This is a genomic window from Acidobacteriota bacterium, assembly GCA_016716435.1.
Lineage (GTDB): Bacteria > Acidobacteriota > Blastocatellia > Pyrinomonadales > Pyrinomonadaceae > OLB17.
Genome location: JADJWI010000008.1, coordinates 864,798 through 881,150, shown reverse-complemented (window position 1 = coordinate 881,150; position 16,353 = coordinate 864,798). Strand labels below are relative to the sequence as shown.

Sequence of the window (16,353 nt, the reverse complement as noted above, 5' to 3'; positions counted from 1 at the left end):
AAATGGAAAAAGTAAAAATTGGCCTGTTTCTCGCAACCAAATAATTTCTCGGTGCATCAAAATACATTGAACTCTACTAGTAAAATTCGGTAGGATTGACGTTGAACCGATCGTAGGACACCCTTATGAAGATCAGAGAATCCAAAGCACTGTCGTTTTTGCTTTCATTTGTGATGCTCGTTGGCAGTTTCGCATTTCTGCCGGCCCAGGCGATCGCCCAGAAGGCCAACGAAACGGCGTCGAATGCGAAAAGTGAAACGACTACTAGTCAACTTACTGCTCAATCGAGCCTTAAGCCTCTCTCGGAAAAAGAGAATCCGGCAATGATCGGTAAGCGTAAGATCAATAAAGGCACAGATAAATTTTTCGGATGGCTCGGCGGCTCGCAGTCAAAGGAGCTTGCCATCGGCCGTCAGTTGTCATTGGAGATAGAGCAGTCGGCGAAAATGGTCGAAGATCCGATGATCACTGAGTACATCAACCGGGTTGGTCAGAATTTGGTGCTTCATTCGGACGCGAAGATACCTTTCACGATCAAAGTTATTGACAGCGACGAGGTCAATGCTTTTGCGTTGCCAGGAGGATATTTCTTTGTAAATAAGGGCCTGATCCTTGCAGCCGATAATGAAGCGGAGATCGCGGGTGTTATGGCCCACGAGATCGCACACGTTGCCGCCCGGCACGCAATGGAAAACCAGGGCAAGCTGCAGGCGATCAATTATGGCCTGCTTGCAACTATCATTTTTGGCGGTGGTATCGCCGCTCCGATCGCACAGAATGCCGGCGGTTTTGCCCAACTCCTCAGTTTTCTAAAGTTTAGCCGCAACGCAGAAATGGAAGCTGATATGCTTGGGGTTCAATACCTGTACGCTGCCGGCTACGATCCTTCCGCGATGGCGACAATGTTCGAAAAGTTGAATGAAAAGAATAAGAAAAAGCCGGGAACATTGGCCAAAATATTCACTACGCATCCGCAGTCACTAGATCGCAGAGATGCAAGCCTCGCACTGGTTTCTCGTTTTCCGGAACGTGAGGAATACGTCATCAGCACCTCAGAATTCCAGCGGGTTAAGAATCTTCTTCTGAGGCAGACAAATGCAAAAGCCGGAGTTTTCAGTGATTCGGATGAAGGCGAGCCGGGAAGACCGACGCTCAAGCGGAGACAACCAGCGGACGGTGATGAGCCGGGCGTTAGCGATTCGGACAGCTCTGATTCCTCCGGGTCATCGTCGAGCAAACCACCGCAACTGAAGCGTCGTGATCAAACACCCGAACCGACGCCTTCTCCGGACAAGCCGTAACCTTGGCTTTCCTTTTCAACCGATCGATCGAAAAGTGCGGCACCATTGCCGCACTTTTTATTTGATCCGAGCAAGAAGTCGATTCTTGTCGTCGGAGTTCCATGCCATACGAAGTGCCCGTTGGAACGCTCGTTGAGACTCCGCCACCGCTCTCCGTCGCTCAAAGAGTTCACCGAGTTGCTCCCAGACCACAAGAGATCCCGGCTCGATCGCGACCGCCTCAAACAAATAAATCCCCGCATTATCCAATTCCCCTTTCTGCAACATTGCTTTCCCTAGGCTGTGCAAGTAGGACGCGTTTCTTGGATCAACGGAAACCGCCCGCCTTATCATTGCGATTCCCTCATCTCTGCTCGCAGCCTCGTCCAGTAGATAGTAGCCAAGGTTATTCAACGCGATCGGATTGTTTGGGGATTCTTCAAGCACACTTCGCAAAAGCTGCAGGGCCGTGCTCCGGTCGCCGTTTAGATTGGCCGCGGTAGCTTTGCTGATGGTTGCAAGCTGCCGCCTTTCATTGCCACGCGCAAGCGATGACAGATCCTCAGCCGCCGCCATTGCCTGGGGGGCCTTCTTTCCGGAGATATATGCACCTGTGATCAAAAGCGAAGCAGTAAAACTATCAAGGAATGCAGAATCGGTCCCGCGCGGACCACCGGCGGCAGATGATTCGCCACGTGTCGAACTCCGGATCAAAGCCACCGCATCTTCTACCTTGCCGGTCTCGACCAAAAGACTTACCTCGGCTCGAAAGACTTCGAACGATCGATTCCCGCTTGCCGCGACCCCTTTAAGCAACGCCAAAGCCTCGATTCTTTTTCCGGTTTCGCGAAGATGTGCCGATCTCTCGAGAAGTACCAGAGAGTCGTCACCGCCAAAGCGCCGGGCCGCGCGTTGCAGGGCTGTTTCGATAAGGCTTGTATCACCCGTCACACGTGCTGTGACGATCATCTTACGTGCGGCCTCACGAGCAACTTCTTGCTCGCCAGGGCCAGCACCAGATCCAAAAGCCTCAAATGCCTCAGAATAGGAAAGTATTGCTTCTTCGTACTTCCCGGCACCGGCTAAGAGGTCACCTCTGCCAATCAAAAGTCTCGCTCTTACACGCGTTTCTCGCGAGCTGAGCTGCTGTAGCGCGCGCGAATACACGGTCACCGCTCGCTCCTGCATCCCCCGTCGCCGATATAGCCTTGCCAGTGTGTTCGCGAGTTCCACATTGTTCGGATCTGTCGCAACCGCCTGAGTCAACGGCTCAGCAGCTTGTTCGAACCGATTTTCGTCGATCTGTTCCGCGACGTCCCTCAGTATGTTTACTGCAACCGTATTCCCGGGTTGATCGGAAACCACAGGAGCGACCACCTCTAATGCCTCGCTCACCCGGCCAAGTGCAAGAAGGTCCGAGGCCAGACGAACCGATGCCCGCTCCGGCGCGAGATCCTCGTTGACGCCAACGATGAACTGATAGTATTGACTCTCGAGAGCCCCGCTTGATGATACCCATTTACGAAGGGCTTCGATCTTTTTCTCAGGCTCCCCGAGTTTTTCATAGATCACACTTAGGAACGCCCACGCTTCCGTGTTTCTCGGGTCAAGTTCTGCGACCTTTCGCCATTCGACAGCGGCAACTTCGGCGCTTCTGCGATCGAGTTGGCCTCGGGCTAGATTTGCCCTAAGCGACAAGAGGCGGGCCATCACTCGCCGTGCGCCAAAATTATTCCCGTCATTCCTTAACGCCAAAGTTGCAAGCCTGATCGCATTCGATACCTCCGCCTCACCCACCCGACGAAGAATTTCGAGTTCTGCAAGAGCTGTATATGCCTCGGAAAGCCCTGGATCTGCATCGACGGCCGCGACCAACGCTATTCGGGCAGACCGAACAGAGGCAGTAGCCCGAGCGGCGCTTCTTGTTCGCTTGGCAGCCCAGGCGTGACGCTGGCCCTCGAGTAACTTCGCATAAGCCTCCTGTGCCGAAACATCACTCGGCGAGCCGGAGAGTGCGGCTCGGCCCTCTAGCCTCGCGATCGTCGCTTCCCAGTTATCCTGTGGGAACGCAAAGACGGCCCCCGATGTGCCTGACATCAAAACGGCAACGACGAGCGAAAGGACGATACGGTATGACAAGAACTGCAATTTCATTCAGGTTTTCACGAAAATGGCCAAAGAAAAAGGGACCGACATTTAATCGTCGGCCCCGCGTCAAACTAACTAAAAGATCAACGAGCCAATCCGACGACTACGGCGACGGTGTTGTAATGCTCGCAGTACGCCTATCTGAGATCACCGTCGTGAACGATTGCGGGATCTGGTTGGTCTGGATATCGCCTTGGTTCTCGATGATCTGATCGATCAGTTCAAACTTCTCGCGGTCAAAGTCTTTCGTCATGAGAACGCCATTCTTATCAATAGTCATCGGGTAGATACCAAAAAGCTGATTCCGGAAATTGGTGAAAAAACCGTCCCTCGGAGCCGGAAGCACATCCACTCTTTCTGGATTTGGTTCCGGAACGGAAGCCCCGATCAGTTCGAGCTGCTCTTTCGACTTTGAAACAAATTCGCTATTTGGATAGTCCGCGACGATCTGTTGGAAATATCTCGCAGCCTGATCGGTCTCTTCCTCGACCATATAAGTTACCCCGAGCTTGTACAAAACCTCATCCATGTACGCGAAGTTCGGATACTTGTCGATTATCTCTCTGTACCGCGACTGAGCCCCCTTGAGACCGCCCTTTTTCTGGTCGACCGAAAGGGTGTAGTAGTAATTAGCGATACCTAAATTGTGCGAACCAAGGTTATTTTGAACCTCTACGAGCCGTTTTTCCGCTTCCGGTTTTAGGATCGAATTCGGGTATGACGCGAGTAGTGCCCTCAGTCGCACCTCAGCACGCTTGGCTCGAGTTGCGTCACGGTCTGGCAGCCCGATCTGTCGCATTTCGGATTCGGCGATCTTCAAAACGACGCGGTCTGCAAGCGGATGGGTCGGGAAGAACGTCAACCAATCCTGATAAGCCGCGATCGCCTGGATCAGAGCACTCGTCGTACCCTCCAGGAAAAAAGCGTCAGCAATAGCAAGCTTCGCCATCGGGAGGTAGGGAGAATCAGGGTAAGTCGTAATGATCGTCTGGAAGAGCAGACGCCCAACGTCGAAATTCTTCTTCCTTGCTTCACGGGTCGCTGTTACAAAAAGCTCACGATCTCGGCCGGGAGACACAGTACCTAGCAGCTCATCGTACTCGTCATTTCCGCCACCTCCAAAGATCCCAAGAAACTTCTTCTTTTTCTTTATTTCTCGCGGCTGACCGACTGTTGATTGCGGGTTTGCCCGAGCCGCTGCGGTCTCAGTAAAGACTAGGTCCGCACGCGTTTGCAGTTCAGTAACCGCGACTTCAAGCTGGTCGACCTCCGAAGCTTCATATTTTTCGTTCCGGTCGAGCTTGTTTCTTAGTGAAATGACATCGCTTTGAATTCTCGATGCTTCACTTTCGACTGACCGAAGGCGGGCAACTGGTGAATCGGCATTCTCACGTTCCTCTTTAGTATCGCGGCCTTCTTGCCGGAGACCCGAAAGCGAACCATTTGCCGAACGGCGTATAGCTTCGAGCTTTTCACGCATCACTTGTAGACGCTGCAGAGGTGTGCCCTCTCCGGGCCGAGCCTGAGCGAATGAATCCGAGACGGCCAGAAAACCAATCGCGATAACAAAAACAGTAGTGAACGAAAAAATAAAACGCTTCATAATTAAAAACTTGTTGGCCGTAAACTAGTTCAAACCCAAACGGCCCCCTTCTGAGTTAGTGATCGGACCGCTTCGGCAGGATCATCAGTGCCGAAAACTGCGGAGCCAGCAACCATTATCTCGGCCCCTGCTTCTGCGACGTCAGCTATGTTGCCAAGGTCGATGCCGCCATCTATCTCTATCTTCACATTCAAACCGCGTTCCGTGATCATTTGTCGAAGTTCCCGAACTCGGGCCAGCGACCGAGGTATGAACTTCTGACCGCCGAACCCGGGATTAACCGACATCAACAGCACAAAATCGACGTGATAGATCGCTTCAGTAATGGCACTCAACGGTGTGCCGGGATTCACAACAACCCCCGCCTTTGCTCCTGCATCGCGAATCCCTTGCAGCGTCCGATGAATATGCGGGTCGGCCTCGATGTGTACAGAGACCATATCCGCTCCGGCCTCAACGAATTGGACGGCGTATTTCCCTGGTTCGACGATCATCAAATGAGTGTCGATCGTCATTGAGGTTGCTTTCCGAATCGATTTAACAACCGGAAGTCCGATCGTAATATTCGGAACGAACCGCCCGTCCATTACATCGACGTGCAAAATACTTGCTCCGCCGCGCTCAACTGCTACGATCTCTTCCTCGAGCCTAACAAAATTGGCCGAAAGTATAGATGGTGCGATGCTATACATCGTTGATCACTACGGACGATTGGCCGTTCGAGGCCGTGTGTCGCCCGACGCGGGCCGAGAGCCCAAGGGCGACGATTGCGGTCGCGGCGTTGACGTTGGTGCCGTATTTCTGTTCGGACGCTCTCCCGTATTTGCGGGCGGCGTCTCTCGCCTGTCGACTTCGTCGGTCCTTGTTGGCCCGTCTACAGTTGCGGTATTCGAAGACGTTGACGTATTTGAGCCAACGTCTCGAGCGGTGTCAGCGACCTTCCGAGGAGTGTTCGCATTGCTATTCGCGTTTGCGTTCGCATTCGGACGTTGTCTCTTCGGCTTGTCCGAGATCATCTCCTCGATCTTCTTTGTATCGTCTTCTTCAATGTCCTTCTTAAGCGATTCGGGCCGTTCGTCCTGGGTAAGTCCGGCTTTGCTCACCACGACCAAGATCATTTGCCCGGTCTTCACTGTTTCGCCGGGCCGCGGCAACTGCTCGAGTACAGTGTTCATCTTCTCAGTGCTCGGGCGATCAGCTCTTTTTTTGATCTTTAGACCAAGGGCTGCAAGTTCCTTCTCGCTCTCTACAAAGTCCCGGCCGACAAGTTCCGGCACCTTGACCTCTTCGCCAGAAAGCGACATATAGACCACCGCGGCCATTCCAAACAGGAATGCAGCCAACATCCCTGCAAGAAAAAGCAGGCGGCCAAGTGATGTCATTCCGAGCTTGAAGATATTCATAGAGGACTTCAAAAATTAAAGTGAAAGTTTAACATTTTTGTCTGCCGCGACCAATAAAACTAGATCGATTTACGCTCGAAGCTAGCGATAAAGAAGCCGTCACCCTCAAAATCTGATGGGAACGTTCGAGCAGACTGTCTTTCCGCTAAAAAATAGTCCGGCACGATCGGCGAAACGCATACGAAATTTTGGTTTTCGGCCAGAAAGCTGTTCGCAACGTACTCGTTCTCCTCTCGCTCCAGCGAACAGGTTGCATAGATGATCAAACCACCGACCTTAACTGCCTTTGATGCCGAATCTAATATCGCGCGTTGTTTACGCTGTTTCGCTAATATATCTTCCGATGAGACTCGATACCTGATCTCAGGGTTATGCCTAATTGTCCCCGTTCCCGAACAAGGTGCATCGACGAGCACAGTATCGAAGGAACTGTCGATGAACGGCAAGTCGCTAGTGGCATCGATCTGCAAAACCTTGATACCGGGTAAGCCCTGGCGTTCGCAGTTCATTTTCAGGTTCCTTATTCTCACCGAGCTGTAATCGGCCGCAACGATCAAAGCCGCCAATGTCCCTGTCTCTGCCGCGATCCGCGTGACTTTACCCCCGGGCGAGGCGCAAAGGTCGAGAAAACGGCCGTTCACAGGTATTTTCGTGGCTCCAGCAACCAGTTGTGACCCCGCGTCTTGAAAATAAATAAATCCGGCCTCTACGGCGTCATGGATCTTCGAGATCATTCGTTCAGCATAAAAACATCCGTTGATCGTCTGCGAAGCTCGGAGATCGGTCTCGCTAAGCCCCAAAGCTTGTGCCACACTGTTTGGCGACCTGTTCTCGACTCCAAACTCTGCAAAAAACCGCGCCGTAAGCCTGAAAGCCGGGGGAATTGCTTCGTTGTTGGCCTTGCATATCGCCGTAGCCCGCTCGAGCCCAAAATCGGACATCCACTTTTCGACCAACCACTTCGGATGCGAAGTTTCGATTGACAAGGTCTCGGCCGCGTCAGAATTAGCGAATGTCGGAAAACCCGCAGCCGCTTTCCGAAGAATTGCGTTGACAAACCCCTTGGCAGAAGCCTTCCGCGATCTGACAACAAGGTTTACGCTTTCATTAATGGCTGCGTGCGGCGGTATGCGGTCAAGATATCCGATCTGGTACACACCGAGACGAAGCGCGATCCGAACCTCGATGTCGAGTCTGTTCTTTCCGGACAAATGGCGAATGACCTCATCAAGAAACAACTGTCGCCGCAGCGAGCCAAGAACGAGCTGATAACACAAGGCGCGGTCAACGTCCGATAGATTCTTAGTGTGGAGCGGAAGAAGAACCGAAGAGTATGCTTGCTCGGTTTCAATATGAAAGAGGATATCGAACGCGGACGTTCTCGCGGGAGATATCTTCATTCCGCATTCTCCGGCTTGAGAAGCGAAAGATCGGTTGAGTTTCCTTTTGTTAAACTATGATCGACGGTCACCCTTTCATCGAAAACATAACACTCGCCTTCCCACAGCGATTCGGTAGCGTCAACAGACGCAAGGTATTTTAAGATCCCACCATCGAGTTGAAAGACCTCACGGAAGCCCTTTTCGATCAGATACGGAGCGAACTTCTCGCATCGGATACCGCCGGTACAAAACACTGCTATTCGCTTGTCGCGCTCTGGATCTAAGTTGTCTTCGACGAATGCCGGCAGATCGCTGAATTTTTCGGTTCCCGGATTGATCGCCCGCCGAAATGTTCCGCTTCGGTACTCATAGTCATTGCGGGTGTCCAAAACAATGGTGTCAGGATCGGAGATGAGCCGGTTCCATTCTTTCGCCCCAAGATGCGTTCCCTTTCCCTTCTCGACATCTACGCTCTGTTTTAGAGTTACGATCTCGGGCTTGATCTTCACATCAACCTTTCTGAATGGCATCGAATTATGAGATGAGGATTTATAGTTCAGCGTCGATTTGAAGATCTTTTCCGCGTACCCAACGAAGCTCCGAATGTCCTCGGGCCGACCGCAGACCGTCGAGTTAAAGCCTTCATCCGCTAAGATCACGGTTCCCGTTATTGAATATCGGCGCATCGCGTTGCGAAGAGCATCTCGCATATCCGCGAGGTTGCCTACCTCTGATATTCTCTTGAACTCATAAAATGTGATTATCTCGAACATTGTTCTGCTAAACGCCTATTCAAATCGATTCCCTTCCTCAAGCTTCGCTCCGTTGAGGAAATCTCTCGCACTCATTTTACGACGGCCCTCTGTTTGGATTTCGAGTATCCGCAATGCACCTTTTCCGCATGCTATAACAAGGTCGTCGGCCTTTGCTTGAAGCACGGTTCCCGGCACAACGCTATCGATTTGCAAATCTGCAATTTCAGTCCTCCAAAGCGTAAGCTTTTTGCCCTGAAAGCTTGTGAATGTGGTCGGGAATGGCTGGAAGCCGCGGACTCGCCGCTCTATCACTACAGCGGCGTCGGACCAATCGAATCTTCCATCCTGTTTCTTAAGTATCGGAGCGAGTGATGCCTTTGAATCGTCCTGCTTTGTTGGAATGATCGCGTCAAGCCCGTTCAACGTCGTCGCGAGAGCATCGGCACCGAGTGTGGCCAACCGATCCATCAGTTCGATCGCATTCTCGCCGCGAGCGATGGGCGTCTCTTGCTGAACCAAGATGTCCCCGGTATCAAGGCCGGCGTCCATTTGCATCGTCGTCACCCCGGTATGGCTTTCGCCATTTACTATCGCCCAATTGACCGGGGCGGCCCCGCGATACTTTGGCAGCAACGAGAAATGTACATTGATACACCCACGCGGAAACGCGTGGAGAAACGCTTCCGGCAATATCCGGCCGTATGCAACCACGATCGCCGCGTCTGCTCCAAACGACTCAAATTCCGAAAGGGCTTCAGCAGTTCTTATCCTTTCGGGCTGCACAACCGGAATACCGAACTGCACTGCCGAGTCTTTCACCGGCGAAGTTGTCAACCTTTGGCCGCGGCCTGCCGGCCTGTCCGGTTGGGTGTATACCGCGACGACCTCGTGGCCATCTGCTGCAAGTCGCTCAAGACTTGGCACCGCTGCTCGCGGCGTACCCATAAAAACGATCTTCATCAAATTAAAATGCGGCCGCCGAAATTTGAGCGGCCGCGGGAACTATCTAGACCATGAAAACTAAAAACCGCAATGGTAGTTTGAAAATTCGTAAACCTTATTCCACTTTCCACCAAGGCTTTTATAGACATTGAAGCCAGCACCTTCAAACGCCTGTACGTATGTGAAGATCTCCGCTGTTCCATCGCGGTCGTAATCGAAAACATCGAGGAGAAGTTCGTGGTAAACGCCCTCATCGAGCGATGTGATCTCACCGTTCATAACCTCATCTTCTTTGATGGTACGGAGGTCCGAGTGGACAATCTCCAACTTTCCGGCCGAGTCCATTTCGGCTACAAAGAAGAGAAGTGTACGCGATTTCGGGTCGTTCTCAGCCCAGAAACTTCCGACGAATTCCGCCTTCTTGTCATTATTCAGATCGAGAGCCGTTAGATTGTGATAATCAAGCTTTGTCACCTCGACGGTGTTTTTCGCAAACTCAGCTCGCACAAGTGCATCGATCTCGTTGCGTTCTGGCCAGGTCGGCGGACGCCTGACACCAAACGCCCCCTTTCCGGCCGGCGCATTGGTCGCGATCGCCATGAGCTTGCCTTTGAGCTTAGCCTTCGTCGATGACGTAGTTGCCTTTGCCAAATTCGGCCCGCAATCGACTGCCGCGTCTGAGCTGTCAACGGTCACAGTTCCGGCATTTGCCCCGCCGAAGATCAGACGATACGAAGACTTCGGAGCATAGTACGCGGCGTTGAACTTTTGGATCAGCGAGTTCTCATCACCTCCGCCGACGGGTTCCGAAAGCTTCCCGTTCTCAACATGGGCGATCGGCTCAAGTAACTGGCCATCGTTCAAAACAGCGAAGATTATCGGCTTAAGCACGCGCTTTGCCGGAGTTGGCGTTCGCCTCTGCCCAAAAGAACTCCCGGCAAATACAACGCCCGCAACCGCCGCCACGACACAAAATTTAACAAAAACTCTTTTCATCACACCTTCCGTGACACTAACTTACCTTGCATGAACTGAAGCAGATACTCACGCCCGCCTGCCTTCGAATCCGTACCGCTCATATTGAACCCGCCAAATGGATGAACTCCGACGAGAGCACCGGTACACTTCCGATTGAGGTAGAGATTACCGACATGAAACTCACGGCGAGCCCGTTCAAGTCTTTCCTCTGATGCTGAATAGACAGAACCGGTTAGCCCGAATTCCGTTCCGTTTGCGATCTCAAGAGCGTGGTCGTAGTCGCGTGCTTTAATCACAGCCAGCACCGGAGCGAATATCTCTTCCTGCTCGATCGTATCTCCGGGTTGGACGTTGGCAATGATGGTCGGAAGGATGAAGAAGCCTTGCGAATCATCACCGGTGCCACCGGTCACGATCTCACCGCCTTCCTCAGCGCCCTTTCGAATGTACCCGAGCGTATTGTCAAACGCCTTTTTGTTGATCACGGCAGCGACGTTCGTGTCGCCTTCGATAGGCTGGCCGATGTTAAGTCGCTCTGTCAGGGCGACGACCTTTTCAAGCAGTTCGTCGTGCACCTTCTCATCAACGATCAAACGCGAACACGCTGAGCATTTCTGCCCCTGGAATCCATAGGCCGCCTGGACAGCTCCGAGAGCTGCTGCATCGATGTCTCCATCATCGGCTACGACGATGGCGTCTTTTCCGCCCATCTCGGCCACGACCCGCTTGATCCAGATCTGTCCCGGTCGTGGTTTCGCCGCTTCTTCGTTGATGTGAAGCCCAACGCCCTTCGAGCCGGTAAACGAAATGAAGCGCGTTTTCGGACTCGTCACCATCGCTTCACCGGTCGGCGGGCCGCCGGTGACAAAGTTCACAACGCCCGGTGGCAAGCCAACTTCCTCAACGATCTCGATGAACTTCGCCGCTATCGTCGGCGAATCAGATGACGGCTTCAGCACCACGGTGTTCCCCGCAACGACCGCCGCCATTGCCATTCCTGACATGATCGCGAGTGGGAAGTTCCAAGGCGGGATGATCGCCCCAACGCCCAGCGGAATATATTCAAGGCTATTGTCCTCGCCGGGAATCTTTGTGATCGGCTGTTCTTGCGACCATCGGATCATCTCGCGGCCGTAGAATTCCATGAAATCGATCGCTTCTGCCGTATCGCCGTCCGCCTCGGCCCAGGTTTTCGATACCTCAAACACCATCCAAGCCGAAAGCTCGTGCTTCCGCTGCCGCATAATATCGGCGATACGGAAAAGATACTCCGCTCGCTCGGCCGCAGGCACAAACCGCCAAGTGTTGAACGCCTCGGTCGCGGCGTCGATAGCATTTTCGACTATTGAGAGATCGTCATCGACCACAGAAAAGACCCCGACGACCTCATCCCTTTTTGCCGGATTGTAACTCTTGAACTTGGAATCGATCGAAATCCGTTCACCGTTTACCAGACATGTATGTTCACGTCCAAGTTCGCCGCGCACCTTCTCGATCGCCGCCCGCATCGCTTCGGCATTTTCGGGTTTCGAAAAATCGGTAAAAGGCTCGTTCTTAAATTCGTCTAAAACTCTTTGTGTTTGCATAAAGTATCTCCAATCTACTCCCATTCGCCGGTGTTCTGTAACCGCTTGATCTTTCGTTTCGCGAGCTGACGTTTCAGCGGACTCATTCGGTCGAGAAATACGATCCCGTCGCAATGGTCCGTCTCGTGCAAAACGCAGCGGGCCGCTAGGTCGCTGACGTCCAGCTCAAACTCCTTTCCCGCAACGTCGTGTGCCCTAACGATCACCCGCGTGTCGCGCTTCACCTGCTGATAAAGCCCCGGAAACGAGAGACATCCTTCGTCGCCGACCTGCTCGCCTTCGACATGAAGAATCTCTGGGTTGATGAACGCGTGCTTCTGCGAAGGGCCATCTTCGTTCGGTATGTCCATAACGAATATCCGTTCCGAAATTCCCACCTGCGGAGCAGCAAGCCCGACGCCTCGGGCCTGATACATCGTCGCGAACATCTTATCGACCAGTTCCTCAAGTTCCTTTCCAAAGCGCTCCTCGGTCACCGGTTTTGCAACCGTAAGCAGCACGGGGTCAGGATAATGAACGATCTTTAGGTCCAGCATAAAAAAAATAATATCACGAGCGGGGCTATATATTCACGCTTTGGAACGGCCAAGAGCCCGAACCCTATAGAGCGTCCGCAAATTCGCTTCTCACTTTTCCAGCGAACGTAATAGAATACGGAAAGATGCTTAAGCCGACCGTCATTGCGATCCCCATCTTCGCCCTTCTTATCGGGCTTGAGGCTTGGTATTCCCACCGACGGCATGCAAATGCATACGAATCCAGAGATGCCTGGACGAACATCTTCGTCGGCTTTATGAGCGTCGCTTTCGGTGCTCTCTTCGGCGTCTTTGTTGCGGTTATATATACGTCCGCATATCAGCTCGCGCCTTACAAATTCCCGGCCGAGGCGTGGTGGACCTGGGCGATCCTCTTTTTCGTCGATGACTTCGCATATTACTGGTTCCATCGAATCAGCCACGAAATGCGGCTCTTTTGGAACTTCCACGTTGTCCACCATTCGAGCGAGCACTACAACCTGAGCGTCGCGGTGCGGCAAAGCTGGTTCTCGGGCATCTTGCACTGGGTATTTTACGCCCCGATCATGCTCCTCGGCTTCGCACCGTGGATGTTCGCCCTGATGCACGGGTTCAACCTGATCTACCAGTTCTGGATACACACGAAATTCATTCGAAGCCTTGGCCCGCTTGAGCATGTGCTCAACACGCCCTCGCATCATCGAGTTCATCACGGCGTTAACAATCCCTATCTTGATAAAAACTACGCCGGCGTTCTGATCATTTGGGACAAACTTTTCGGTTCTTTCGTTCCGGAAACCGAAGAACCGCGGTACGGCATCATCAAACCGATCAAGAGTTATAACCTGCTCTGGATCAACACTCACGGCTGGGTTGAGACGTGGCAGGCGATGCGGAACCGCAAAGGAATGCTCGCAAAGCTCCGATGCATTTTCGGCTCGCCGAACATGGAGGCGGAAGAATCGGTCACCGAAACACGCCTGCCCGTCTGACCATCGCTTGCCCGAAACTTTTGGCGGTAATATACTTACGCTTTTATGAGCGAACGAAAGATAAGGGTTTTGGTGGCTAAACCGGGCCTCGACGGACACGACCGCGGGGCAAAGGTTATCGCCCGGGCCCTCCGCGATGCGGGAATGGAAGTCATTTACACTGGCCTGAGGCAAACGCCCGAGATGATTGCTTCGGCGGCTCTGCAGGAGGACGTTGATGCCGTCGGTATTTCGATCCTCAGCGGCGCGCACAAAACGCTCTGCCCTCGGATCGTCGATCTGCTCCGCGAGAATGGAATGGATGATACACTCGTCTTGGTTGGCGGTATTGTACCGGCCGAGGATATTCCGGCTCTGAAAGAAAAGGGCGTTTCGGAGATCTTTCTCCCCGGAACATCGACAGAGGACATCGTTACCTACATAAGGGCGAACGTCCGGGCTGCTGAATAGCCAGTTGCGACGACCCTTGGGTCGTTCGAAAGCGTTAGAACAAGGTGGAACGTTTCTCAATGAAAAAACTAAAATTACTTTTCTTCGCATTTGCGTTGATCGTTTCGGCAACATTTATCAGCGGCGGCGTCTCGTCGTTGACGGGCGGCGGTGACGCATTTTCCGCACAGGCTCAAACATCGGTTAAGAGAAAGCGAAAGGTCGGTGCTACGCGGCGCATTTATCGCGGCGGTAAGTACGTTGGTCAACAGATCTGGAACGGATCGCGTTGGGTCGCTTACAAAACCTATCGCGGCGGCAAATGGGTCACCAACAAATCTTGGCGGACCGGCCGCAAGGTCGTGAGCCGCACGAAGAAGATCGTTTACTAGAACCGTCGTCATCCTCGATTTCGTGAAAGCGTCCGATTGGACGCTTTTTCCTTTGCCCAAGCGGGTAGGCTTACCGGTGGACTCCCAACTTCGCCAAAGCCTGCCTTTCCGCTTATACTTTCCTAACAAACGCTTATGAAAGAAAAGATCAGAGTTGCTAGCGGACAGGGTTTTTGGGGCGATCTGCTGACGGCGCCGGTGGATCAGGTCCGCGGCGGGCCGATCGACTACCTTATGCTCGATTACCTCGCCGAGGTGACGATGTCGATCGTCCAGAAGCAACGGCAGCGCGACCCGAACGCCGGCTTTGCCCGCGACTTTGTCTCGCTGATGCGCGAGATTCTTCCCGATTGCGTCGAAAAGGACATCAAGGTGCTCTCGAACGCCGGCGGTGTGAACGTCGAAGGCTGCGCCGAGGCGATCCGCGAGACCGCCCGCGAACTCGGCTTTGGCGGCAAGCTCAAGATCGGCGTTATCACCGGCGACGACATTCTTCCGCGGCTTGATGAATTTGCCGAACGCGGCATTGAGATCACCAACATGGATACGGGCGAACCGCTGGCGGCCGTTCGCGATAAGGTTCAGGCAGCGAACGTCTATCTCGGTGCCGGCGGCTTGGTCGAGGCTCTTGATCGCGGTGCTCGCGTCGTTGTCGGCGGCAGGCTGACCGACACCGGCCTTACGCTTGCTCCGCTGATGCACGAGTTCGGCTGGAAGTTTGACCAGTGGGATCTGATCTCCGCCGGTACGATCGCCGGACACATCATCGAATGCGGTGCTCAGGCCTCGGGCGGCAACTGCCAGTTCGAGTGGAACTCGATCCCCGACATGGCACGCGTCGGCTTTCCGATCGTCGAGGCCGGGCCGAGCGGCGAGTTCATCGTCACCAAACACGACGGCACCGGCGGCCGTGTTAGTGTTCAATCTGTCAAAGAGCAGCTTCTTTACGAAATGGGTGACCCGAAGGCTTACATCACGCCCGACGTTGTCGCCGATTTCTCGTCCATTCAGCTTGAGGATGCCGGTCCTGACCGCGTGCGGGTTTTCGGCATCAAGGGAAACCCGAATACCGAATTTTTCAAGGTTTCGATCGCTTATTCTCATGGTTGGAAGGCCGTCGGCACTCTTGTGTATTCCTGGCCCGACGCTTACCAGAAGGCCCAGGCCGCGGACCGGATACTCCGCAAACGGCTCGACCGGCTCGGCCTTAAGTTCGACGTCGTACTCAGCGAGTTCGTCGGTGTTAACGCGACCCACGGGCATCTTTCCGGCGAGCCCGCCGCTGACATCCCCGAAGTGCAGTTCCGGATCGGCGTACGCGGGCAAAGCAAGGCGGATGTCGAGCGGTTCACGAAGGAGATCGCACCGCTCATCCTGACCGGCCCGCCCGCCGTTACAGGCTTTGCCGGCGGCCGCCCGAAGGTCGAGGAGATAATGGCGTACTTCCCCGCCCTCATCCCCAAGCACCTGATCGAGACAAAGGTCGAGATCATCGAAGCCTGAGGCCGATTTGGGATTCCAAATTCCAGATTCCAGATTCCGGAGCGCGTATTCCGCATTTGGGGCGTTTCATTTTTTAAGGAGACTGCGCGTTTCTGAAACGGTTGAAACAAAGAAACAACAGAAACATCGGAAACATGTGAAACAACTGAAACATCGCGAACATCGCGAACGCCGGAAACACGAAGTCGTGGAGCTTTGTCCTGAAATAGTTTTACACTTTTCCCGGCAGCCGATTTGAACGGACTTGCGCAAAAGGAAAACGAACGGACAATCACCGGAGCCAATCGTTCCCTATGCTCCGCCGCCGCCATTCCCAATTTCCGATCCATTCCCATCATCACCATTTCTTTCTCGACCGCCCGCCGCAAGCCCGCGACCCGGCTGTCCTAGACACGCATGACTGTATCATGGCTGCAACGCCTATGTCAACAATAAAATGTTCGGG

Annotated in this window: 15 protein-coding genes; 5 read left to right on the top strand and 10 right to left on the bottom strand. The window is 53.5% G+C overall.

Features of this window, described 5'->3' with window-relative positions:
- Positions 1–125: 125 nt before the first annotated feature.
- Positions 126–1,301, top strand: a complete 1,176-nt coding sequence (locus tag IPM21_16030) for a M48 family metalloprotease (protein MBK9165382.1) — start codon at positions 126–128, stop codon at positions 1,299–1,301.
- Between the two features lie 57 nt (positions 1,302–1,358).
- Here the strand turns inward: IPM21_16030 and IPM21_16025 are convergent, their stop codons facing one another.
- The 10 genes from IPM21_16025 to def form a co-directional block, all read right to left on the bottom strand.
- Complete coding sequence (locus tag IPM21_16025; GenBank protein ID MBK9165381.1) at positions 1,359–3,434, bottom strand: tetratricopeptide repeat protein; 2,076 nt, start codon at positions 3,432–3,434, stop codon at positions 1,359–1,361.
- Between the two features lie 97 nt (positions 3,435–3,531).
- On the bottom strand, positions 3,532–5,031 hold the full coding sequence (gene bamD / locus IPM21_16020) for an outer membrane protein assembly factor BamD (protein MBK9165380.1): 1,500 nt from the start codon (positions 5,029–5,031) through the stop codon (positions 3,532–3,534).
- Positions 5,032–5,060: 29 nt separating this feature from the next.
- Positions 5,061–5,723 (bottom strand): ribulose-phosphate 3-epimerase, encoded by a 663-nt coding sequence (locus tag IPM21_16015; GenBank protein ID MBK9165379.1) that lies wholly within the window; start codon positions 5,721–5,723, stop codon positions 5,061–5,063.
- Between the two features lie 9 nt (positions 5,724–5,732).
- Entirely contained in the window at positions 5,733–6,434 is a 702-nt protein-coding gene (locus tag IPM21_16010) for a PASTA domain-containing protein (GenBank protein MBK9165378.1), read from the bottom strand.
- A gap of 59 nt (positions 6,435–6,493) precedes the next feature.
- Positions 6,494–7,834, bottom strand: a complete 1,341-nt coding sequence (gene rsmB / locus IPM21_16005; protein MBK9165377.1) for a 16S rRNA (cytosine(967)-C(5))-methyltransferase RsmB — start codon at positions 7,832–7,834, stop codon at positions 6,494–6,496.
- Entirely contained in the window at positions 7,831–8,589 is a 759-nt protein-coding gene (locus IPM21_16000; GenBank protein MBK9165376.1) for a hypothetical protein, read from the bottom strand. The genes rsmB and IPM21_16000 overlap by 4 nt, the downstream gene beginning before the upstream one ends.
- 15 nt (positions 8,590–8,604) lie before the next feature.
- On the bottom strand, positions 8,605–9,531 hold the full coding sequence (locus IPM21_15995; protein MBK9165375.1) for a methionyl-tRNA formyltransferase: 927 nt from the start codon (positions 9,529–9,531) through the stop codon (positions 8,605–8,607).
- Positions 9,532–9,591: 60 nt separating this feature from the next.
- Positions 9,592–10,509, bottom strand: coding sequence for a hypothetical protein (locus IPM21_15990; protein ID MBK9165374.1), 918 nt, complete (start codon positions 10,507–10,509; stop codon positions 9,592–9,594).
- Entirely contained in the window at positions 10,509–12,077 is a 1,569-nt protein-coding gene (gene pruA, locus IPM21_15985; GenBank protein ID MBK9165373.1) for an L-glutamate gamma-semialdehyde dehydrogenase, read from the bottom strand. The genes IPM21_15990 and pruA overlap by 1 nt, the downstream gene beginning before the upstream one ends.
- Positions 12,078–12,091: 14 nt before the next feature.
- A complete protein-coding gene (gene def, locus IPM21_15980) occupies positions 12,092–12,613 on the bottom strand; it encodes a peptide deformylase (GenBank protein ID MBK9165372.1) in 522 nt (173 codons plus the stop codon).
- Between the two features lie 125 nt (positions 12,614–12,738).
- Between def and IPM21_15975 the strand changes: the two genes are divergently transcribed.
- The 4 genes from IPM21_15975 (at position 12,739) to IPM21_15960 (ending at position 15,908) form a co-directional block, all read left to right on the top strand.
- Entirely contained in the window at positions 12,739–13,584 is an 846-nt protein-coding gene (locus IPM21_15975; protein MBK9165371.1) for a sterol desaturase family protein, read from the top strand.
- 45 nt (positions 13,585–13,629) lie between these two features.
- Positions 13,630–14,034, top strand: coding sequence for a cobalamin B12-binding domain-containing protein (locus tag IPM21_15970; protein MBK9165370.1), 405 nt, complete (start codon positions 13,630–13,632; stop codon positions 14,032–14,034).
- A gap of 59 nt (positions 14,035–14,093) precedes the next feature.
- Positions 14,094–14,405: a hypothetical protein gene (locus tag IPM21_15965; GenBank protein MBK9165369.1), complete on the top strand. Its 312-nt coding sequence runs from the start codon at positions 14,094–14,096 to the stop codon at positions 14,403–14,405.
- Positions 14,406–14,540: 135 nt separating this feature from the next.
- Complete coding sequence (locus IPM21_15960) at positions 14,541–15,908, top strand: DUF1446 domain-containing protein (GenBank protein MBK9165368.1); 1,368 nt, start codon at positions 14,541–14,543, stop codon at positions 15,906–15,908.
- Positions 15,909–16,353 lie beyond the last annotated feature (445 nt).